15 protein-coding genes are annotated in these 23,981 nt (G+C 37.0%); 13 read left to right on the top strand and 2 right to left on the bottom strand.

Going from position 1 to position 23,981, the window contains the following annotated elements:
• Nucleotides 1-189 precede the first annotated feature (189 nt).
• From kduI to DCC35_RS00215, 13 genes are all read left to right on the top strand, one after another.
• On the top strand, nt 190-1,032 hold the full coding sequence (kduI, locus tag DCC35_RS00270; protein ID WP_137088889.1) for a 5-dehydro-4-deoxy-D-glucuronate isomerase: 843 nt from the start codon (nt 190-192) through the stop codon (nt 1,030-1,032).
• 1 nt (nt 1,033) lies between these two features.
• On the top strand, nt 1,034-1,822 hold the full coding sequence (locus tag DCC35_RS00265) for a gluconate 5-dehydrogenase (protein ID WP_137088888.1): 789 nt from the start codon (nt 1,034-1,036) through the stop codon (nt 1,820-1,822).
• Nucleotides 1,822-2,361, top strand: a complete 540-nt coding sequence (locus tag DCC35_RS20520; RefSeq protein WP_175402666.1) for a hypothetical protein — start codon at nt 1,822-1,824, stop codon at nt 2,359-2,361. The genes DCC35_RS00265 and DCC35_RS20520 overlap by 1 nt, the downstream gene beginning before the upstream one ends.
• A 740-nt stretch (nt 2,362-3,101) precedes the next feature.
• Entirely contained in the window at nt 3,102-4,058 is a 957-nt protein-coding gene (locus tag DCC35_RS20515; RefSeq protein ID WP_246070268.1) for a pectinesterase family protein, read from the top strand.
• Between the two features lie 4 nt (nt 4,059-4,062).
• On the top strand, nt 4,063-5,709 hold the full coding sequence (locus DCC35_RS00255) for a glycoside hydrolase family 43 protein (protein WP_137088887.1): 1,647 nt from the start codon (nt 4,063-4,065) through the stop codon (nt 5,707-5,709).
• A 10-nt stretch (nt 5,710-5,719) separates the two neighbouring features.
• Nucleotides 5,720-7,444 (top strand): glycoside hydrolase family 28 protein, encoded by a 1,725-nt coding sequence (locus tag DCC35_RS00250; protein WP_137088886.1) that lies wholly within the window; start codon nt 5,720-5,722, stop codon nt 7,442-7,444.
• A gap of 159 nt (nt 7,445-7,603) precedes the next feature.
• Entirely contained in the window at nt 7,604-8,191 is a 588-nt protein-coding gene (locus DCC35_RS00245; protein WP_246070110.1) for a rhamnogalacturonan acetylesterase, read from the top strand.
• A gap of 1 nt (nt 8,192) precedes the next feature.
• Entirely contained in the window at nt 8,193-9,005 is an 813-nt protein-coding gene (locus tag DCC35_RS00240) for a rhamnogalacturonan acetylesterase (protein WP_137088885.1), read from the top strand.
• A complete protein-coding gene (locus DCC35_RS00235) occupies nt 9,002-10,915 on the top strand; it encodes a pectinesterase family protein (RefSeq protein WP_137088884.1) in 1,914 nt (637 codons plus the stop codon). The genes DCC35_RS00240 and DCC35_RS00235 overlap by 4 nt, the downstream gene beginning before the upstream one ends.
• Before the next feature lie 299 nt (nt 10,916-11,214).
• Nucleotides 11,215-14,331 carry a SusC/RagA family TonB-linked outer membrane protein gene (locus DCC35_RS00230; protein ID WP_137088883.1) on the top strand — a complete coding sequence of 1,039 codons (3,117 nt, stop codon included), beginning with the start codon at nt 11,215-11,217 and terminating at the stop codon, nt 14,329-14,331.
• Between the two features lie 11 nt (nt 14,332-14,342).
• Entirely contained in the window at nt 14,343-15,971 is a 1,629-nt protein-coding gene (locus tag DCC35_RS00225; protein ID WP_137088882.1) for a RagB/SusD family nutrient uptake outer membrane protein, read from the top strand.
• Nucleotides 15,972-16,092: 121 nt separating this feature from the next.
• Complete coding sequence (locus DCC35_RS00220; RefSeq protein ID WP_175402665.1) at nt 16,093-17,349, top strand: glycoside hydrolase family 88/105 protein; 1,257 nt, start codon at nt 16,093-16,095, stop codon at nt 17,347-17,349.
• A gap of 84 nt (nt 17,350-17,433) precedes the next feature.
• On the top strand, nt 17,434-18,663 hold the full coding sequence (locus DCC35_RS00215; RefSeq protein WP_137088881.1) for a DUF4861 family protein: 1,230 nt from the start codon (nt 17,434-17,436) through the stop codon (nt 18,661-18,663).
• Between the two features lie 56 nt (nt 18,664-18,719).
• Here the strand turns inward: DCC35_RS00215 and DCC35_RS00210 are convergent, their stop codons facing one another.
• Nucleotides 18,720-22,895 (bottom strand): hybrid sensor histidine kinase/response regulator transcription factor, encoded by a 4,176-nt coding sequence (locus tag DCC35_RS00210; RefSeq protein ID WP_137088880.1) that lies wholly within the window; start codon nt 22,893-22,895, stop codon nt 18,720-18,722.
• Entirely contained in the window at nt 22,888-23,931 is a 1,044-nt protein-coding gene (locus DCC35_RS00205) for a LacI family DNA-binding transcriptional regulator (RefSeq protein ID WP_137088879.1), read from the bottom strand. The genes DCC35_RS00210 and DCC35_RS00205 overlap by 8 nt, the downstream gene beginning before the upstream one ends.
• Nucleotides 23,932-23,981 lie beyond the last annotated feature (50 nt).

The following is a 23,981-nucleotide window of genomic DNA, read 5'->3' as shown; positions in this document are numbered from 1 at the left end:
TTTCAAATATTAATCATTATACATCTGACCACCCTGCCCAATCAGCCCTCCAGCTCATAATTACCCCTCTCCCTTCACCAATAATTCACACATCAATTATTTTTCCGGTAAATTTCCGTTAACGTTAACGGTTTTAAAAAATATTTTATATATTTAAGTGAAGTTTGGAATAAAATACACTTAAAAGTTATGGCTACAGAATATGAAGTACGATATGCTTCCGGTCCGGAGGCGGTAAAAAAATATGATACTGAACAGATCAGAAAGGAGTTTTTAGTAGACTCCATCATGCAGCCAGATAAGATTTGCCTGGTTTACACTCACTATGATAGATATATCGCAGGATCTGCTGTTCCGGTCAAAAAAGATTTAACATTAGAAACTATCGATCCACTTAAAGCTGAACATTTTCTCGACAGAAGAGAAATGGGCGTGATCAATGTCGGGGGTAGTGGAACTGTCTCTGTTGATGGTGAAGATTTCGAATTAGGTTTTAAAGAAGCACTATATATAGGTAAAGGGGCTAAAGATGTAAAATTCTCTAGCGCGGATTCTAATAAACCCGCTAAGTTTTATATCAACTCAGCTCCGGCTCACCAATCATATCCAAATAAAAAAGTAACTAAAGATGATGCGAACAAACTTGAACTTGGTTCGCTGGAATCGTCTAATGCCAGAACGGTAAATCAAATGCTGGTTTCAGGTATCGTTGATACGTGTCAGCTGCAAATGGGCATGACTGAGTTGAAGACAGGAAGTATCTGGAATACTGTCCCTTCTCACGTTCACGATCGTCGTATGGAGGTTTACTTCTATTTTGACCTTCCTGAAGATCAGGCAGTGAGTCATTTTATGGGACAGACTGATGAGACGCGTCATATCTGGATGCACAATGAGCAGGCTGTAATATCTCCACCCTGGTCAATTCACGCGGGTGCCGGAACCTCAAATTATACGTTCATCTGGGGAATGGCCGGTGAAAACCTTGATTATGGTGATATGGATGTTTGTCCAATAAATGAAATGAAATAATATGAATTTATTTGATCTCAAAGGAAAAACAGCGCTGGTTACCGGGGCAACTCACGGTTTAGGTATGGCGATGGCAATGGGGCTCGGGAAAGCTGGTGCCACTGTAGTTATCAATGGCCATTCCTCACAGGAGAAAATCGATAAGGCAATAGAAGAATATAAAAAGGAAGGCATAGATGCCAAAGGCTATCTTTTTGATGTCACCAAAGAAAATCAGGTTATTGAATATATCGGGAAGATTGAAAAGGAAGTAGGTCCAATCGATATTCTGGTAAATAATGCGGGTATTATTAAAAGAACGCCGCTTGCAGAAATGGAAGTTTCCGAATTTGAAGATGTGATCAAGGTTGACCTTGTCAGTCCGTTTATTGTATCCAAAGCAGTTATTAAGGGCATGATCTCAAGGGGTTCTGGTAAGATCATTAATATCTGCTCCATGATGACTGAATTAGGTCGAAATACGGTTGGTGCCTATGCAGCCGCGAAAGGTGGATTAAAAATGCTTACAAAAAATATGGCCACTGAATGGGCAAAACATAATATTCAGGTCAATGGTATCGGCCCGGGATATTTTGCTACGAGTCAGACTGCCCCGATCAGGGAAGATGGTCATCCATTCAATGATTTTATTGTTAATCGTACTCCTGCTGGTAAGTGGGGTGACCCTGCAGATCTTGAGGGTACAGCTGTCTTCCTGTCATCTAAGGCAAGTGATTTCGTCAATGGACAGATTATTTATGTCGATGGTGGAATATTGGCTACCATAGGAAAACCAGCGAATGAAAACTAATGAAACTGAATAGATACATTTTGCCTTTTATTCTTCTGCTACTTTTTTGTTTCACGGGAAAGGCTCAACAATTAGCATTTCCGGATGCAGAGGGTTTCGGGAAATTCACTACAGGAGGTAGAGGAGGAAAAGTATATGTAGTCTCAAATTTGAATGACTCAGGTCCGGGTAGTCTTCGAGAAGCGATTGAGCAGGAAGAACCCCGGATTATTGTGTTTTCAACATCGGGAAACATCGATCTTAAATCAAATCTGACCATTAAAAATGGCAATGTGACTATTGCCGGCCATTCAGCTCCCGGTGATGGTATTTGCATAAAAAATTATCCATTGCAGATTCGTGCAAGCAATGTAATTGTTCGCTATATGCGATTCAGGCTAGGTGATAAAGGTGATGTTCAGGAAGATGCGATCAACGGTCGTTTTCTTAACAATGTCATTATAGATCATTGCTCTATGAGCTGGTCGATTGACGAATGTGCTTCTTTTATTCTAACTCAGATTTTACCATGCAATGGTGTATTATTTCAGAAAGCCTGAATAATTCCAAGCATGAAAAAGGACCACACGGTTATGGCGCGATCTGGGGTGGAAATGGAGCTACTTTTCACCATAATCTAATCGCGCATCATAATAGCAGAAGCCCCAGGTTTAGTGGTTCTTCTTCAACAAAAAATGAAGAAAATGAGCTAACGGATTTTAGAAATAATGTGATCTATAACTGGGGAAGTAATAGCATTTATGGTGGTGAAGAAGGGCGGTACAACATGGTGGCAAATTATTTTAAACCGGGCCCTGCAACAAAAAAATCTACAAAACACAGAATTGTAAATCCCAGTAAGCCTTACGGTCAGTTTTATGTTTCTGAAAATTATGTCTTTGGAAATGATAAGGTTTCCTCAGATAATTGGGCAGGGGGAGTTCAGTGCGATGATCCTGAGGCAGTAAAGGTTAATGATCCTTTTGAAGCAATAAATCTAACTTCTCAACACACGGCAAAAGAAGCCTATCGAGCGGTGTTAAGTAGAAGCGGAGCAAGTTTGCAACGAGACCAGGTTGATGAACGAATCATTCAAAATATAAAAGAAGGTACTGCGACAGTTGGTAATGGCATTATTGACTCCCAGGAAGAAGTAGGAGGCTGGCCTCAATTGCATGCTGCACCTTATCCCACAGATTCTGATGGGGATGGTATGCCTGATCAGTGGGAAAAAGATAATAAACTCGATCCGAATCAATATGATGCCAATGGGAATGACCTGCATGAGCATTATGATAACATCGAAGTGTATCTGCAATCATTACTGGTAACTTCCGCTGATGAGTTTGATTATATCGTCTCAAAAGATGGAAAAGGAGATTTTAATACGGTACAGGCTGCAATTGATGCCGTTCCGGATATGAGGAAAGAAACGACACGTATTTTGATTAAAAATGGTGTTTACAAAGAGAAATTAGTTCTCCCGGCTTCTAAAACTAATGTTACTTTTATTGGAGAGAATCCTGAAAAGACAATAATCACATTTGATGACTATGCTTCAAAGAAAAATGAATTTGGAGAAGAGATAGGAACTTCCGGATCGTCCGGGTTTTATGTTTTCGGAAATGGCTTTACTGCTCAGAACATTACTTTTTCCAATACTGCTGGTCCTGTAGGTCAGGCAGTCGCTGTCAGAGTCGATGGCGATAAAGTTATTTTTGAGAACTGCCGTTTTCTGGGGTTTCAGGATACCCTTTATCCACATGGTGATCGAAGCAGGCAATATTATAAGAACTGTTATATCGAAGGTACTACTGATTTTATATTTGGCTGGAGTACTGCTGTTTTCGAAAATTGTGAAATTTTCTCCAAGGAAGGAGGGCATTATATAACCGCTGCTTCAACTAAAGAAGAAACGGACTATGGCTTTGTGTTTTTAAACTGTAAACTCACCGGTAATGCTCCGGAAAATTCGGTTTACCTGGGGCGTCCCTGGAGAGATTATGCTCAGACGGTATTTATAAACTGCGAATTGGGCAGGCACATCAAACCCGAAGGATGGCATAACTGGAGTAAGCCTGAAGCTGAAAAAACAGCTTTTTATGCAGAATACAATTCATCAGGTCCCGGGGCTAACAAATCAGAACGAGTTAAGTGGTCTCATCAATTAAGTAGCAAAGAGGCATCTCAATACTCATTAACAGAAGTATTTGACGGGTGGGGCCCAAATGAGAGATTAGAAAAATTACCAAGATGATTTTATGAGATCGATTCCTTTCTACATATTATTACTTGCTGTTTTTTGCCTGGGTTATTCCTTGTCAGCTCAAAATGTATCCGACGTTTGGGTTGCTGACCTGGGAAACGGTAAATATAAAAACCCCATTCTTCATGCAGATTATTCAGATCCTGATATCTGTAAAGTCGGCGATGATTTTTATATGACCTCATCAAGTTTTAATGCAGTACCGGGTTTACCGATTTTACATTCCAAAGATCTGGTAAACTGGAAATTGATTGGATATGCTTTGGATGAATTAACTCCTGAGGATCATTTTTCAAAACCTCAACATGGCAATGGCGTGTGGGCACCGTCTATAAGATATCATAATGGAGAGTTTTATATTTATTATGGAGATCCGGATTTTGGTATCTACATGGTAAAAACAAAAGATCCTGCGGGTTCGTGGGAAGATCCGGTATTAGTTCAAAAAGGTAAAGGACTGATTGATCCTTGTCCATTATGGGATAAAGATGGTAAGGCATATTTAGTACATGCTTTTGCCGGGAGTCGTGCCGGTATTAAAAGTGTGCTGGTTGTAAGAAGAATGAGTCCGGATGGAACACATTTATTAGATGAAGGAAGTATTGTATTCGACGGCCATGGCGATCATCCAACTATAGAAGGCCCTAAATTTTATAAGCGAAACGGGTATTACTACATTTTTGCACCTGCAGGCGGAGTGCCAACAGGCTGGCAAACAATCTTGAGATCGAAAAATGTCTTTGGTCCCTATGAGGATAAAATAGTTTTAGAACAGGGAGAAACTGAAATTAATGGCCCACACCAGGGAGGTTGGGTTGAACTTGAATCAGGTGAATCATGGTTTGTGCATTTTCAGGATAAGGAAGCTTACGGAAGAATCGTTCACTTACAACCAATGAAATGGAAAAATGACTGGCCGGTAATAGGTATTGATAAAGATGGTGATGGCAAAGGATGGCCGGTAATGATTCATAAAAAGCCAGATGTCAAAGGTGATCATAAAATAGTTACTCCCGAAGATTCAGATGAATTCAACAGTATTTCGTTAGCCAATCAATGGCAATGGCATGCCAACCCGAAAGCTTCGTGGGCATTTACAAATGCAGCAGCGGGTAAGTTAAGGTTATATACCGTTCAGTCACCAGACAAAAGTGATAATCTATGGAATGTACCGAACCTGTTGCTCCAGAAGTTTCCAGCCGAAGAATTTACTGTGACGACTAAATTATCATTCTCCTTTAATGACGAGATAACCAATGAAAAAATCGGTTTGGTAATTATGGGTGAAGATTATGCTCATTTGAATTTAACCAGTAAGTCAGATGGTGTTTATCTTTCTTATGGTGAAAGACAAAATGCTCGAACCGGGGGTGAAGAAATAACTAAAAACATCACCAAGTTAAATACTGATGAAATTTACTTACGAGTAACGGTGATAGATGGTGGTAAATGTCAATTTAGCTATAGCAAAAACGGTAAAAAATTCATAGATATCGATGAAGTTTTTACAGCAAGACCCGGAAGATGGATCGGGGCTAAAGTTGGCCTTTTTGCAATCCGAAATCAACGAATAAATGATTCGGGATATGCTGATTTTGAGTGGTTTAGGTTTGAGCCGGTAGATAAAGAACAAGAATATTAATTCCAATAACATGAAAAAGATAAACGTAAAAAATTACTATTTTCTAATTCTGACCATTTTAGGTCTCGTATTTTATGGTTGTGGAGGAAGATCCTCTGAGCAGGTTGCAGAAGGAAACATGGCTAATAAAACAGAAAATAATTCTGACATTTATTCTGGTGTTGAATTTGATATGCCAAAAGTTAATGAGCCCGAATTTCCAGATAATTCTGTTAGCGTAGTTGATTTTGGTGCGAAAGGTGATGGGATCTTTGATAATTCTGAAGCCTTTAAAAAAGCAATTGATGCAGTTGTCGAAAAAGGAGGAGGGAAAGTAATTGTTCCGAGAGGTATCTGGATGACCGGACCGATTAGATTTCAGAGTAATGTGAACTTGCATGTTAATGAGGGTGCATTGATCAGGTTTAGTGAGGATAAATCTAAATATCCTTTAATTGAAACAAGTTTTGAAGGATTAGAAACTTATAGATGTTTATCACCAATATATGGTAAGAACCTTGAAAACATTGCTATTACAGGGAAAGGAATAATTGATGGATCAGGAGATGCCTGGAGACCGGTAAAGAAAAGTAAAATGGCCTCTTCAGCATGGAAAAGGCTCGTTAAAAGTGGAGGTGTATTAAGTGAAGATGGTAGAACCTGGTATCCTTCTAAAGAATATGAGCAGGCTAATAAATTAACTGACAATTTTAATGTACCTCCTTTTGAGACAAAAGAGGAATTTCTTGCGGTAAAAGATTTTTTGCGTCCGGTAATGGTAAGTTTTGTTAACTGTAAAAAAGTTTTACTGGATGGCCCCACCTTTCAAAATTCACCAGCCTGGAATCTTCATCCTCTGATGTGTGAGGATGTTACTATCAGGAATTTAACTGTTAGAAACCCCTGGTATTCTCAAAATGGTGATGGCCTTGATCTGGAATCATGTAAAAATGTTGTCATTCATAATAATTCATTTGATGTAGGGGATGACGCGATCTGTTTTAAGTCAGGTAAAAACGAGGACGGAAGAAAACGAGGAATGCCTACAGAAAACGTAATTGTAACAAATAACGTGGTGTATCACGGACACGGTGGATTTGTTGTCGGAAGTGAAATGTCTGGAGGAGTCAAAAATGTTAAAGTGTCAAATTGCACATTCATTGGAACAGATGTAGGACTGAGATTTAAGAGTACACGTGGTAGAGGTGGAGTAGTTGAAAATATCTATATATCGGATATTCATATGATAGATATTCCTACTGAAGCGATTCGATTTAATATGTTCTATGAAGGTCAGTCGCCAATACTTGAAGAAGATCAGGATCCTGTAGAAAGTGATTCAGATTTAGAACCTGTTACTGAGGAAACTCCTTCATTCAGAAATATTCATATGAAAAATATTTGGGTGACCAGCTCGGAGACCGGTGCTTTTTTTCAAGGCTTACCGGAAATGAAGCTTGAGAATGTATCTCTTGAAAATGCTATTCTTGAAGCTGAAAACGGTGTGACAATGATCGATGCCGATAATATCAAGCTTAAAAATGTTAAAGTGATTCAGGAAAAAGGAAAGGCTTTGACAATTTTCAATAGTTCGAATGTGGCTTTAGATCAATTTTCAGGAAATCCTGACGATAATAAAGTAGTTAGAATTTTAGGGTCTGGTTCTTCCAATATCAATTTAAAAGATAGTGGGCTATCTGCTGATCAATTAGCAAAAGGCAGCAATGTAAGTGAAGAAGCGATTCAATTAAATTAATCATTGGCATGAAAGGAGTGTTGGTTTTATTCTTTTTTATGGCAGCATTTTTAAACAGGGTGAAGATAATGTTATGATCTATATGGTTGGAGATTCGACCATGTCGGATAAGCCTTTTGGTACAGGAAATCCTGAAAAAGGCTGGGGCAGGTTTTTCCGTTGTATTTTGATCAACGGGTAAGTATAGAAAATCATGCTGTTAATGGAAGAAGCACTAAAAGCTTTATCGATCAGGGCAGGTGGGATACAGTTTTGGGAAAGCTTGAGGAGGGAGATTATGTGTTTATCCAATTTGGTCACAATGATGAAAAAATAAAGGATCCTTCAAGATATACGGAGCCCAATTCATCCTATAAAGCAAACCTTAAAAAGTTTGTCAACGAGACCAGAGAAAAAGGAGGAATACCCATTTTAGCTACTTCAATAGTTAGAAGAAAGTTTGATGAAAATGGAAAACTAATAGAAACACATGGTGAATATCCTGAAGCTATGAGAGAGGTAGCAAAAGATTTAAAAGTAACCCTGCTTGACCTGAATGTGGAAACCAGAAAACTGTTGAAAGATTACGGTCCTGAAAATTCAAAAAGGTTGTTTTTGCATATAGAAAAGGGTGAATATGAATCTATACCGGAAGGCCAAATCGATAATACACATTTATCTCCTTATGGAGCCTTTCGTGTTGCAGATCTTGCGGTTGCAGAAATAAGAAAAAAGGTTCCTGAATTGACTAAATATTTAAAAGACTGACATGGGATTTTTGAAGAAACAGATTAGCCTGATTTTTCTGGGATTGATATTAGCTTCTTTTGCACTACAAGAAGAGGTGACAACAATTTTTTTGATTGGTGATTCTACCATGACTGACTATAGCGATAATTATGACTCCGGTAAAACTTATAAGGAATCGAGATACCCGATGACCGGTTGGGGTCAGGCTTTTGATGAGTTTATGGTTGAAGATAGTATTGAGTTGATATCAAATTTAATAAATGGAAATAGGGTAGAAATAGAAAATCGAGCCAGGGGTGGTCGAAGCACCCGGACTTTTTTCCAGGAAGCAAGGTGGAGGAAAGTTTATGAAGATTTAAAAGAAGATGATATCGTCATTATGCAATTTGGTCATAATGATGCGGCAGTAAAAAAGACTGAGAGATATGTAAATATCGAAGGTTACAAAGAGTTTTTAAGACTTTATATTTCTCAAACGCTTCAAAAAGGAGCACTTCCAATTGTTTTGACTCCTGTTTGCAGGAACTATCCATGGGAAAACGGACATCTCCAAAACGTACATGATGATTATCCCGATGCAGCTAAAGAAGTTGCCGCTGAATTTGATGTTCCGTTGATCGATCTAAATAAGGTTTCGATGGAATATTTCAGTAAAAAGGGAAGAGACTATGTTACTGAAAATTATTTTATGAATATACCCGAAGGGAAGTATGAAGCATATCCTGAAGGATTATCAGATAACACGCATTTTCAACCCGAGGGAGCTAGAGCAGTTGCCCAATTAGTATTCAGGGAATTAAAAAAACTGAACAATTCAATATCACCAAAATGAAAAATAATTTGTTCTTCGTGATATTTATTTTTTGCCTGGTGAGCAATACATCCGTAGCGCAGATTGATTATTTTATTACAGTTTCAGCAGATGGAACAGGTGATTACCTGAGTTTACAATCTGCAATCGATCATACCAAAGCATTTCCCGATGATCGAATCACAATTTTTTTAAAGAAAGGTGTTTACCATGAAAAAATCAAGGTTTATTCCTGGAATACACACTTAACGATTAAGGGTGAGGATAAAGAAAATACAATTATCATTTTTGAAGATCATTTTGATAAAATCGATAAAGGAAGAAACAGTACATTTCATACCCCGACATTATCAGTTGAAGCAAATGATTGTCGTTTAGAAAATCTGACAATAATTAATGAAGCCGGCCTGGTTGGACAAGCTATTGCTTTAGCTGTAACTGCTGATCGAGTAGTAATAAAAAATTGTGTAATCAAAGGACATCAGGATACACTTTATTGTGCGGGTGAAGGTTTTAGACAATATTTTTATAATTGTACAATAGAAGGAACGACGGATTTTATTTTTGGTGAGGCCACCGCTGTATTTGAAAGGTCTACAATAAGGTGCCTTGCAAATTCTTATATTACTGCTGCTTCTACTCCTGAAGATCAGAAATTTGGATTCGTTTTTTTAAATTGTGATATAACTGCAATTGAAGAAGTATCAAATGTTTTTCTTGGCAGACCCTGGCGTCCTTATGCAAAAACAGTTTTTATAAATTGTGATCTTGGTTCATTTATCAATCCTAAAGGATGGCATGATTGGTCAAAATCAAAAGCTCGACAAACTACATTTTATGCGGAACATGGAAATACCGGGCCGGGTTCAAATATGGAAAAAAGAGTGGGCTGGGTTTATAAATTGACAAAAAAGAAGTTGAAAAATATACTATCGAAAACATTTTTCTTGAAGAAGGACAGGGTCCCAAATGGTATGGAAAGAATAATTAAGCTATTTGTCTTTCAAATTCTTCTTTACCTATCATGTTTTTCAATTCATTCGCAACAATATAATTTTCAAAGAGATACTTCTTATACAATTAATTCAGCATTTAAAAAGATTAAAAAGGACTATCCTGAGGTTACGAAAGTTACCGCATCAAACCCGAAAACAATCATTGTTAAAAAAGATCTTATTTATACTTCTGATCCACGACCAATATCTCTCGACTTGTATTCACCAATTGATCTGAATGATAATTATGCACCGGCAATTTTGATGATATTTGGAGGGGGATGGAAATCCGGGCAAAAAGAAAATCTCGAACCCATGGCGCAAAAATTGGCTGAGGCAGGCTTTGTATCAATAGTTGCAGATTACAGACTCAGTCCTGAAGCTAAGTTTCCGGCTGCTGTTTATGATTTGAAAAATGCAATTCGCTGGATTAAAAAGGAAGCTGAATATTTAAAAATAGACACAAATAAAATTGCTGTTTTAGGGTGTTCCGCCGGGGCGCAGCTGGCTACTTTATTAGGAGTGATTGCAGATAATTCAGAATTGGATGAAAACTTAACCGCTGGAGACCCTTCGACAAAAGTAAATGCTATAATTAATATCGATGGAATTGTTGCATTTATTCACCCTGAATCCAAAGAAGGAAAAGTAGCTGCTGAATGGTTAGGAGGTGATCAATCAAATGCAATTGACAACTGGGAATTAGCATCACCATTGACCCACGTAGATAGAAACTCTCCACCGATACTTTTTATCAATAGTTCTAGGCCCAGGTTTCATGCCGGGCGTGATGATATGATCAAAATCTTAAATCAGTCCGGGATTTATTATAAGGTTCACACTTTTAAAAATTCACCTCATTCATTCTGGCATGTCAATCCCTGGTTTACTCCTACTGTTGAACTAGTAATCAATTTTCTTAGGGAAATTTTTTAAAAATTAGTCCACAAAAATCCCTATTTTAATAGAAAGTAAAAGTTTTGGAGCAGGTCCTTACTAACATAGGTTGTTAAGTTCATAATTCAGTTACTTTTTTAACAGATATATCTAATAAAACAAGTCGATTGGCTATTTAAAAAGCTGTAAATCAGCTATTTAAAAAAAATGATAAGTGTATGTTAAAAATTGAATACTGATTTCGAAAACGATTGCAGATATTTCAGTAATCAAATAATTCACAAGTGATCGATGAGTGTTTGATTATTAAAAATGTCTAACCCAACTAAAGTATTATCATGAAAATAAAACTACAGAATTCGGGCTTTGCTCTGTTGAGTAGAAAGCTAATTTTGGGAGTGTTTGCACTAATATTATTAAGTGCAACAGCCTACTCCCAGGAGAGAGAGATCTCAGGTCAGGTTACCGATCCGGAGGGTTTCGGTCTTCCTGGGGCATCAGTCCTTATAGAAGGGACGAATAACGGTACTGTAACCGATGCTGATGGGAATTATTCACTTAATGTACCACTTGATGCCGAGAATTTGGTTTTCAGTTTTATCGGATATCAAAGTAAGACCATTTCTATAAATGGAAGATCAACAATTGATGTTAATCTTGAAGAAGATATTGCAGCACTTGATGAGATAGTAGTAGTTGGATACGGTACTCAAAAGCGTAAGGATGTTACCGGAGCAATTACCGGAATTGATGAACAAGTTCTTCAGGAAAGAGGAACCACCAGTCCTGCACAAGCATTACAAGGTAGTGTTGCTGGTGTACAGGTAAGTAACTCTACAGGTAGAGTAGGAGATGGATTCCAGATCGATATTCGTGGTCAGGGAACCTTGGATGGGGATGTTTCACCCCTATTTGTTGTTGACGGAGCGATTGTTGATAATATAGATTTTCTTAATCCTCAGGATATTGCGAGTATGGACATCTTAAAAGATGCTTCCTCCGCAGCTATTTATGGTTCTCGAGGTTCAAATGGTGTTGTCATTATTCAAACCAAAGGAGGGAAAAATATCCCATCAGGAACGACAGTTTCTTTTGATGCCTTTTATGGATTCAAAGATCCCGCAAGACTACCGGAAATGATGAGTTATGAAAAATGGCGTTATTATCATATGTCAGCTTATCTTGCTACCACAAGTGATCTTGAAGATTTAACTCCTGAAGAATATTATGATAGAGTTGCCTCTGAAGGTTCTAATGCTGTATTACGTACTCGATTTGAAAATCTTGATGGTTTTGATTGGTATGACGCAGTTCTTCAACAAGGTCAGCAGTCTAATTACAATCTTGCAATTTCTCACAGAAACGGAAAGTCAGCTTACTCTGTTGGTATTGGTTATCAAAATGAAACTGGGAATATTCAAAATGAGGGCTTAGATAAATTTACGCTACGATCAAGTATTGACCAGCAGATGAGTGATAAGTTAAAGCTTGGTTCTAATCTGACAGTCTCTTTAAATGAACTTGAGCGAGGTAATGCAACTGCCATGAGAGATGCTTTTCGTTTAAACCCATTTTTAAGTCCATGGGCAATAGATGAAAATTACAATGAGATCGTTGGGGAGTTATTCCCACAACCTGGAAAGTTGACAGATCCTGTTACCGGTGATTTTGTGATTAATAAGACAAGTACATGGAACCCTCTTATAGAAATCAATAATACCAGTGATGAACAACGTCAATGGAATGTACTAGGTAATTTATACCTTAATTACGATATTTTAGATTATTTGAGTTTTAGAACTCAATTTTCTGCCAGCCTTCAATCCTATAGAAGAGGATATTTTTCTGGAGCGTTAACTGAAGATGGAGCTAGTAATGGAGGTTTACCATTATCAGGAATGGATAACTTTCAGAATTTTAATTACAGTTGGGATAATCAGTTAAATTTCAATAAAGATTTTGGTGACCATTCTATTAATGCAATGGCTCTTCAAAGTGTTTTTGTAGATAGAACTGAGACCTCTTCCTTGTCTTCCAGATTTCAGCCTTTTGAAACTGATTATTACAATATCGGATCAGGATTGCCTTCAACATATAATGTGGGTAGCTACTTTGAACAAAGCCAGTTATTATCTTATGCTCTGAGAGTAAATTATGGTTATAAGGATAAGTATTTGTTAACAGTTACTAATCGTTGGGATGGCTCTTCCCGATTAGGAGTAGGAAATGAATGGGAGTCTTTTCCATCAGCTGCAGTGGCATGGAGAATGAGTAATGAAGATTTCATTCGCGACTTAAATTCAATTTCTGATTTGAAATTGAGAGTTAGTTATGGTTCCACAGGTAATTATAATGTAGATCCATATTCTTCAATCAATAGACTGGATCAGCAAACATTTTACAATTTTGGAGGTACCATTGCTAATGGTTGGATCCCTGGTTCTTTAGCAAACAAAAATTTAACATGGGAAAGAACCAATGAGATCAATATTGGATTGGATTATAGTTTATTTAATTACCGTGTTAATGGTTCAATTGATTATTACAATAGATTGTCTAAGGATGTATTGTTAACTCAGACTCTTCCATATGAAACTGGTTACAGTGAAATCAGAGCAAATTCTGCTGAGATTAGAAATTCAGGTGTTGAAATAATGTTAAGAACAGTGAACGTTGAAACGGATAAAATCCGATGGGAAACCACTTTGACTTTTACTAAGAACACTAATACTCTGGAATCTATTTATGGACAGTCAGAAGTGCCTGATATAGGTAATGGATGGTTTCCTGGTGAACCAGTAGATGTACATTATAATTATGTTTTTGATGGTATCTGGCAGGCAAATGAAACAGATGAAGCAGAGTCATATAATCAAACAGAAGGTCAGGCTAAAGTACAGGACCTCAATAATGATGGTAGAATTACTGCCAATGGTGATCGTAAAATCTTAGGTTCTATATTTCCTGATTGGAATGGAGGATTGATATCCAGGCTGAACGTATTAAATTTTGATTTCACATTTACAATCACTGCTGTTCAAGGTGTTTTAGCTTATAGTAATTTCCATGAGAATTTCACAAATACTCGGGATAGAGGTCGTCAAAAACTTGATATTGACTGGTATGTACCAGAAAATAATGTAGGTGTTCCGTCCCAGGCTTCAAATAACTATCCACAACCAAGAAACATGGGTACTTACTGGAGAAATGATGGGGTAGGATATTACAGGGATGCTTCTTATGTGAAAGTGAATAATATATCATTGGGTTATTCCCTGCCACAATCTGCTTTAGATAGAATGGGTGTAAAAAATTTACGGGTTTACGTGAATGTCTTAAATCCATTTGTATTTACTGAATATGAAGGATGGGATCCTGAATGGGCAGATGCCTCATTAAATGTAGGTCGGGTTGGAAGCGTTACAACTCAATTAGGACTTAGTCTTAAATTTTAATCCGAAAAATCATGAAAAAATTATTCATACTTACAATAATAGCAACATTGTCATTCACATCATGTGAAGACTACCTGGAAGAAGAGAACAAATCCAATGTGACAGCTGAAGAGTTTTATGTCACTGAGGAAGGATATGAAGCATTAATAAATGCAAATTATGCCTTGTTAAGAGAAATTTATGGACAAGATCCATGGCTATTTATGTCCGGTACCGACTTATATATGGAGGGACGTAATCCGGAACCTCCTGGATTAAGTCAGTATAGTCAATTATCAAGTGCTGAGCCCGAAGTTGAATTTCTATATGTTAGAGCGTATCAGGCAATCCAGCAAGCTAATGCAGCGCTATATTATGCTGATATAACAGAACAAACTGAATTAATCCCTCAGTATGTGGGTGAAGTGAAGTTTATGAGAGCCAATGCGTATTTCTTACTCGTTCAAACTTATGGTGGAGTAAGTTTGGTAACCGAGAAAATTGATGATGTTGTTTTACAATTTGAACGTAATACAGCAGAGGAAGTATATAGTTTCATTATTTCAGAACTCGAAGAAGCACTTAATCTTGTTAGTACAGGTGCTTTTGTTGGGCGGGTTAACCATAGAGCTGTTGAAAATCTACTTTCACAAGTACATTTAACAAGAGCCTATGAGTCATTTGGACCATCTGATGATTTTTCCAAAGCTGCTCAATATGCTGATAATGTTATCGGAGGTCAACAACTGAACTTGAGCTACGAGGAATTATGGACACCTGGCAATGAATTGAATGAAGAAGTAATTTTTTCTGTTCAGTTTAATCGAGAGTCGATTGGTATTAGTCCAACAACTCTTGGTCATCAGCAACAAAATTTCTTTGGTTCATACCTTGGAGGGTCAGAAGTAGCGGGTGATGCACCTTATAAATCATATAATTTGTGCCCGACCCGATTTGCTTTAAGTTTATTTGAGGAAGGCGATGAGCGTTGGGAAGGTACTTTCATGACAGAGATTTATGGTCGCTACTATGATTATTTTGAGGTAGAAGATAGAAGTACTCTTGAAGTCAGACACTTTTATGAACCACAATGGTTTACTGCAGAAGATAGGGCTGCCTATGTGGCTGCTCACCCAGAAGCTGAGTACCATCCATTTGGTGAACACGATCCCGAAGGAGCTGATATTTCAGGTAATTTTAATACTATCGTAATTAAAAAGTTTGACGATCCTGAATCACAATTCGTAGCTGGTGGATCTGAGGATAGAGTAAGTGCAAGAGATTTCATCGTTTCCAGATTAGCTGAAACATACCTTGTTGCAGCAGAGGCATATCTTGGTGCCGGAGCAGCGGGTACCGGTCTCGAGCGTCTTAATGAAGTTCGAAGACGTGCGGGGGTAGCAGATGCCACTCTTGCGGAATTTGATCTGGATTATATCCTTGATGAAAGAGCTCGTGAACTAATGGGCGAGTATAAAAGATGGTTCGACCTAAAGCGAACAGGTAAATTAGTTGAACGTGCTTCAATGTACAATCCATTAATAGAGGTGTCAAATTTTGATGGAAGTAATGGTCTTCAGAAAATACTAAGACCAATTCCACAAAATGCTATTGACTTAAATCAAAATCAGAATTTTGCACAAAATCCTGCTTATGAATAATAAGAGGGGATGTTGATTTCATACGGGCCAGGTATATCCTGGTCCGTTATATAAAGCTTTCGAAATTGTTTGAAAGCATACTATTGAAATTATAAGCAAATGCATTTCTAACGATGAAATAATGATAAAATATAAATACTGGTTTTTAGCCTTTATGATGATTGCCTGTTCAAAGGGTATGGATCGTGAAGGAGATAGCCAGAAAGAAGAGAAGGCTGAAGCTGAAGGAGTCAGTTCAAAACCACTTGCGATTGCAATGGCTGATTCAGAGATAGAACGAAATCCCGACCCCAGGCTTCTTGATTTTAGGGAAAAGCCAAAATGGGAGTATACTAATGGGCTAATTTGTTCAGCAATGCTTAAAGTTTATGATGAAACCGGTAATGAAAAATATTTCAATTACGCAAAGTCATATGCTGATTCGATGGTTCGTGAGGATGGAACAATTAAAACTTATAACAAGCAAGATTTTAATATTGACCGGGTTAATCCTGGTAAATTTCTAATCGAACTATACAAGGACACAGAAAATTCAAGATATCTGAAAGCAATTCAATTACTGAGAAGTCAGATGGTTGATCAACCGCGTACTGCTGAGGGAGGATTCTGGCATAAGAAAATTTATCCTCATCAAATGTGGTTAGATGGGCTTTATATGGGATCTCCATTTCTGGCTCAATATGCAAAAGTTTTTGATGAGCCTGCATTATTTGATGATGTGGCGCTTCAGATCAAACTTGTTGATAAATACACATATAATGAAGAAATGAAACTATATCATCATGGTTGGGATGAAAGCCGAAAGCAAAAATGGGCTGATCCAAAAACCGGTGTTTCTCCTCATTTTTGGGGTAGAGCAATGGGATGGTTTGCAATGGCTTTAGTAGATGTATTGGATTTCTATCCGGAAGATCATCCTGAAAGGGAAAACATATTGAAAATATTACAGAAAGTAGCAGTGGGGATAAAAATGTACCAGGATGAGGAAACTGGAGTGTGGTATCAAATCCTTGATAAGGGTGATAAAGAAGGGAATTACCTTGAGGCATCTTGTTCTAGTATGTTTACATATTTCCTCATTAAGTCACTGAAAAACGGGTATATCGGAGAGGAATATGAACCGATTGCCAATAAGGCATATCATGGTTTAGTGAACGAATTTGTTGAAAAAGGTGAAAATGGATTATTAAATCTCACCCAGATATGCGGAGTAGCAGGGTTAGGGGGTGATCCTTACAGAGATGCCTCTTTCGAATATTATGTAAATGAGCCCATCAGACCTAATGACCCGAAAGGTGTAGGGCCTTTTATTATGGCAGCCTTACTGTATGAGCAAGAAATCAGTGATGATTCTTCCATGATCGCCTTAAAAGAGTGATAGTAAAGTTGTATTCTGACTAAGCAAATATTTTAGCTTAGGTACTTAATCGTAATTGTATAATTAAGTTTTAATTAGAAAACGATGGTAAATTTTATAAGAACGAAATATTTCTTTTTAATAGTTGTTGGTTCGATGCTGCTTTTTTCTTGCGGTAGTGAGACCAGCGATAATCAAGAAGAAAAGAGCCTGGTGGTTAAAATTAAGAATCCCACCAGGCTTGATAGGACAGAAATAGTAGAGCTTACAGATGTTGATAAATCCCAATTTACCCCTGGAATTAGGCAGGTGGAAAATGGTATCATCGAAGCAGTTGATAATGATAATGATGGAACTCCAGACAAATTATTTCTGAAAGTTAGTCTGGCGCCTCAAGAAACAAAAACGATAAATCTTTCTGACACTGAAAATTACGAAGGTCAGGAGATGACTCAAGCCGAAATATCACATAAAGTGGGAGGTGAGTGGAAAGACCGAGAGTATGAAGGAGGGGTATTTAAAAATGTCAGTCAAATATCGGTACCTGATGAACATACCGATCACTCCTGGTTTATTCGGTATGAAGGTCCGGGTCTTGAAAGTGAGAAAGTAGGCTACAGGTTCTACCTGGATTGGAGAAATGCCGTAGATATTTTTGGTAAAAAAGTAGATACGCTGGTTTTACAAGAGATCGGACAAGATGGGTTTGACTCTTATCATGAACCTGCAGATTGGGGAATGGATATTTTAAAAGCCGGTAAATCATTGGGCATTGGCTCAATTGGTTATTTGATCGGAGATAGTGTCGTTCATTTTCAGCAGACTGATTCGGTGACTTGTGAAATATCGAAAAATAAGGGGCTGGTTTCTTCAATTTCAACCACTTACTATGGCTGGGATACTGGTGAAGAGAAAACAACTGTTAATTCCCTGATGTCAATCAATTCTGATTCGAGGGCAGTGGATCATACCCTTACTTTTGATACACCTTTGCAAAGTTTTTGTACGGGAATTGTTAAGAATGAAGCAGCAGAAAAGATTGAGTCGCTTGTTGGTTCGAATGGTTGGGCTTACATAGCTACTTATGGCAAGCAAAGCCTTGCCGATGATAATCTTGGTCTTGCTATCATTTATAATACTGCGGATGTAAACCAAATGGTAGATGGGAATTATGATCATTTGATCGAGTTTAAACCATCTGAAAAGGTTAAATATTATTTTCTCGGTGCCTGGGAACAGGAAAGTGAAGGAATTAAGAATAAAGATCAATTCATAAAATATCTGGACGAAAAAGTTAAAATGCTTAATAATCCTGTTGTAGTAACAATGGAATAAGGCGCATCGTAATAGGTTAGGTTATTGTTTATTGGGTTTGTTTTCGGGGTATTTCCTTAAATGTCAATTTCGTTAGAATGATTCTGTGCAAATTGAGAAGGAGATATCCCGAATTCGTTTTTAAATGCCCTGGTGAATGAGTTTGGTACATCATATCCTACCATGTAGCCTACTTCTGATACATTGATTTTGTTTTGTTCCAGTAATTGTTTTGCTCTTGAAAGTCTGAATGACTTTAAAAGATCTTTGGGCTTTTTACCAGTCAACTGCTTTACCTTTCTAATAAAATGCATATGGCTCATTCCCATCATTTCACATAGACTGGCTATATCAAAATCAGATTCTGCTATATTCTTTTCCATTAATGAAGCCAGTTTGTCCAGAAACTCTTCATCAAAAGAACTTACAATAACATCCTTAGGTTTAAATCTCAGATCTTCTGAGAAGCGTTTTTTGAGTTCTTCCTGAGCCTCTATTAGGTTTTTAACTCTTGCTTTTAATAACTCAGGATTGAAAGGTTTAACCAAATAAGAATCAGCTCCGGATTCATACCCATCAATTCTTTTTTCATCAACTGCCAGGGCGGTAAGGAGAATCACCGGAATATGGCTGGTTGCGGGATCTGATTTCACGTTATTACAAAATGTGATACCATCTATTTCCGGCATCATGACATCACTGATGATCAGATCAACATACTCTTCTTGCAGTACTTGCAAACCCTCTGAACCATCAGCAGCTGTTAAAACGCGATATTCATTTTCTAAAAGATTGGCAATAAAGAATCTCATATCTTTATGATCTTCAACGATCAATACTACTTTACCATCTAACGGCTCAGTTTCGATGTTATAAGATAGTAATGACTTAGTAGCCATTATTTTAGCATCAATTGTTTTATCAAGCTTGAAAGTAGATTCTTCAGAACTGGTTTCAGGTTTAAGATCAACCGGAATCTGAGCAATAAATTCAGTGCCTATTCCTTTTTTACTTTCTACGGTTATAGTACCCTTATGAAATTCTATCAAATCTTTAATGTATGATAAACCAATGCCACTGCTTTCTTCAATTTCTTCTGTCGATACACTATCGCCAACCGTAAACCTTTCAAAGATTAATTCTTTAATTCCTGAATCGATTCCCTGTCCGCTGTCACTTACTTTAATTTTGATAAAATTTTTCTGACCTGGATCTGGTTTTAATATTTCCAATGAAATTTTACCGCCTTTTAATGTGTGTTTAAAGGCATTTGATAGGAGGTTAAATATAATTTTTTCTATTTTGTCCGGATCAAAATATATTTCCAGAGAAGAAAATTCTGATTTAAAAGAAAGCGCAATTCCGTCTCCCTGCGCTTTAGGCTTGAAAAGCATTTTTATTTCTTTTAAGAATACAACGATATCAGCCTTTTTCAAGTTCAATTGCAGGGTTCCTGTTTCGATCCTTCTGATCTCTAAAAGCTGGTTTATTAATCTATGTAGCCTGAGAGCATTTTTTTTAATTAAATTATATGAATTTGATAGTTTTTTATTGTCCGGCTTATTAGATAACAGTTGTTCAACGGGTCCTAAAATAAGGCTTAAAGGAGTTCTGAATTCATGGGTGATATTTGTAAAAAACTTTAGCTTAGCCAGGGCAAGTTCGTTGTTCTTTTTAATCAGTTCACTTAAACTGTCTCTTTGTCTTTCAATTTCGTTATTCTGAATTTCTAAATCATAGTTAGCATTGGTAAGTGAATTATTAAGCTCTAAAAGATGTTTTCGCTTTTTAGTGATTTGATACTGATAGAATCCTACAATAATCAGGAAAGTAAGAATAAGTAATATGAACCATGCCTGCTTCCAGATAGGAGGAGCCACAGTGAAATTGATTATTTCCGGTGTGGGATCAATATTACCATCACTATCCATTGCTCTCACCATAAAAGTATAATCTCCATCTGAAAGCTCAGTAAAAGTATGGTTAGTTTCATGGCTGAAATCAGACCAGGTATTATCATTGATTTTATAAGAAAAGTAAAGGTCCTCAGGGTCTTCCCTATTAAAATAGTGTCTGCCATTCCAGAATATTGAAGTTATGCCTGCTTTATCAACTTCTTTACTGTAAGATATTATATATGTTTCCGGAGCAATTGTATCCCGTCTGAACCGATGAGTCAGGAAATTATTTTTAATGATTTCACCAGGTTGCATTCCTGTATAAGATCTTCTTTTCCAGGTTCTGAATGATCTGCTTATCCATAAATCATTTTCCTCTGTAATATGAATTTTTCCACCTTCGTGAGTAAAAGTTAAAGCTTCAGGGAATATTTTATTGATCCATGAATTACCATTGAAATAACTGAAATCTTTGTCGGTGGCTACCCAAATTTCTTTTGAATTATTGTCGGCTGCAATACTGATAATAGTATTACTTAACAATCCATTTCCAACATGGTAATTCTCCCAAGTATCATTATGATGGATAAAAAGTCCATGTTGACGTGAGCCTACTAATAATCCATGATTTTCTGAATATGTCAGAGTGTTGACAAAGTTATTTAATTTAGGATTGTTTAAATGGTTCCATTTATGGCCGTTGAAATAGTTTAGGGCAGATCCTCCAATCCAGATTCTTTTATCTGCCGTTTGAGTAATTCCATAAGCATTTAATTGTTGAAGTCCATTTGTTCTGGCTTTATGATAAATGATCTCCGGATTTTTGCCATATGGCCTGATTATCTGTGCCAGACCACCGTGTTGTCCTTTCTCAAGAAAAACATCAGGGCTTGCTCCCACCCAGACTGAGCCATCGGAAGCTTCAGTGAATGCTCTGTAATCAACACCCCAGGATAAGGAGTCAAGAATAAAGTTTCGCCAAACACCATTCGAAAGATAGCCTGCTGTAGCTTTATTTTTTTGACTTCCAACTGCCCATACTTTATCTTCAGAAGTGATAAACAGGCTAACAGGGTCATCCATTAATGAATTTTCATCATTGTGAATTATCCATGCTTGCTGATTATTACTGATGACATTTCCCTCAAAACTCAAAAACCATTTTGTTCCATCTGAGGATTGACCTTGAAAATTTAATCCCTCATATGTTATCCATTTGTTGAAAGAAAGATCAACCATCGTAACTGTTGATTGCTTTCCGAAAATCCAAAGATCAAGATTGTCGCCCGTATGTAAACCAATGTGTCCCTGAGGAATATTTGAAGTTTGAAAACTATATTTTTTCCAGTTATTATTTTTATCGAGGCTATAGAGATTACCGATGCCGGCTATCCATATCTTACCATCTGAAGTTTGGACGATTGATTCCGAATATTCGTCATCTCCGAATTTTTCCCCGTAACTTATGTATTCCCATTTTCCGTTTAAAAACCTTGCTGCTGGAATTTTATTAGACTTATTTATAATCCAGACAGCACCGTTATCCTGTTGAAAAAATTGTTGTTCATACCCGAAATCAAGACTGTAGTAATTGCTTAGTCGGTTGTAATTATTTATTTCTCCGGAAATGATTTCGGACTCGGAAACAGTTAATACATCTCCTTTTTCATCCTCTAAAAGAAAAGTTGTTGCCAGCCATAATTGTCCTGAACTTAATTCTAAGACATCGTGAAAATTATTGAAAACACCTTGAGGTAAAAGTGTTTCTGGTACTGGAACAAAATCGAATATAGATTTATCTTCTTTGAGTGAATTCCATTTTTCAACGGTTGTGAACAGATATATTTTTTCTTCTGTAACCAGAAATAAGCCCTTATTAGACCCACAGGCAATATTTCCACTTTTAAGATGCTCAATTGAAGTAAACTCTAAGCTTGTATGTTTAAGTTGAAATATTGTATTCCATTTATCCTTATTATATCTGGCAAGTCCTCCTTGTGTAGCTGCCACAATTTCATCCTTAGGCGATGCAGATATTTTTTGAACAGGTGTGCCAGGTAAACCATCTTTAATCTTAAAATATTTCCAGTTATAGCCGTCGTATTGTACCGCTCCAGAATCCAGGCCAAACCAGACTTCCTCTCCTTTATTAAGCGATGTTAGGCAACGAACCCCTTTTCCATTTAATTCGTCAAAATTTACATACCTCCAATTTTCTTGGATAGGATCAGTTATTACTGGCGAATACGTATTTTGAGAAAATGCAGGTAAATACGTCAATAAAATCAAAAGAATTATTGATTGGAAAATGGTAGGTATAAAGAATACCTTTTTGATATGGTGGTAACTAGACATGTTCCTGTCCGTAATAAGTTAAGTTTTCTTTTGTCACAATGTCAAGTGGCATAAACTGTTTTTTTGCGACTTTCTGATTTAAAATCAGATGTTTATGAAGAGTTTGAATACTTAAAAATCCTTGTAATTGAGGTTTGGGGTTAATGATAAAATCGATCGATCCGGAGTAAATATTGGCGGCATTTTTCTCAGTAAGGTCATAACCTAAAAGGCGATATTTTACATCATTTTTTTTATTAATGAACTCTGCAAACTGAAATGCCTTCGAATTAGGTATAAATATGTGAACTTCTTCATGTTCAGTCATTTCTTTATATACCCTTTCGAAATCTTCTTCCGTATCCAGGTTGACTTTATTAATGGTGTTTTTATCCTTTGCATTTTCTTCTATGAATGATTCAAACCCTTCGATTCGATCAGTAATTGCTTTATTATGAAGATTTGAGTTTTGATAAAGTATGTAAATGTTTTGTACTTTTTCAGATCGTCCATAGCATAATAGTTTTGCGGCGAGCTGTCCACTCATAAACGAATCCTGACCAATAAAACTCAATGGTGAAGCTTCCGGTAATTGAGTATCTACAAAAACGTATGGTATTCCCGCCTTTTCAATTTTTTCTAACAATTCATAAGTAGAAGGATGTGCAACCGGAACAAGGGCAATCGCACTCGGTTTTGAATCTATAGCATCTTTTAATGATTTGAGATAACCATTAACTTCTTTAGCGTTATATTCAAAAGACTTTAGTCTGATTCCCTGATTCTTAAATTCTTCCGAAGCTCTTTTAAAACCAAAATGTTGTAGTTCCCAATATTGGTTTCCACCCGGAAGCACGGTACAAATAAGATATTCTTTACTTAGTTTAAGATTCCGGGCAAAAATATTAGTCGAGTAATCGTGCTTTTCAGCGATTTTAAGGATCTTTTCCTTTGTTTTAGCAGCGACATCACCTCTGTTATGCAATACTCTGTCAACCGTTCCGATCGAAACTCCAGCTTCTTTAGCGATGTCCTTTATTGTTACTTTTTTTTTCATTTAAACGGATTTCTTCTTGCAATTTACCGTTAATATAATAAATTTGTATA

This window comes from Mangrovivirga cuniculi, from assembly GCF_005166025.1.
GTDB lineage: Bacteria > Bacteroidota > Bacteroidia > Cytophagales > Cyclobacteriaceae > Mangrovivirga > Mangrovivirga cuniculi.
Note: the sequence above shows the minus strand (reverse complement) of the source record. Positions and strands in the feature narration are given on the sequence as shown.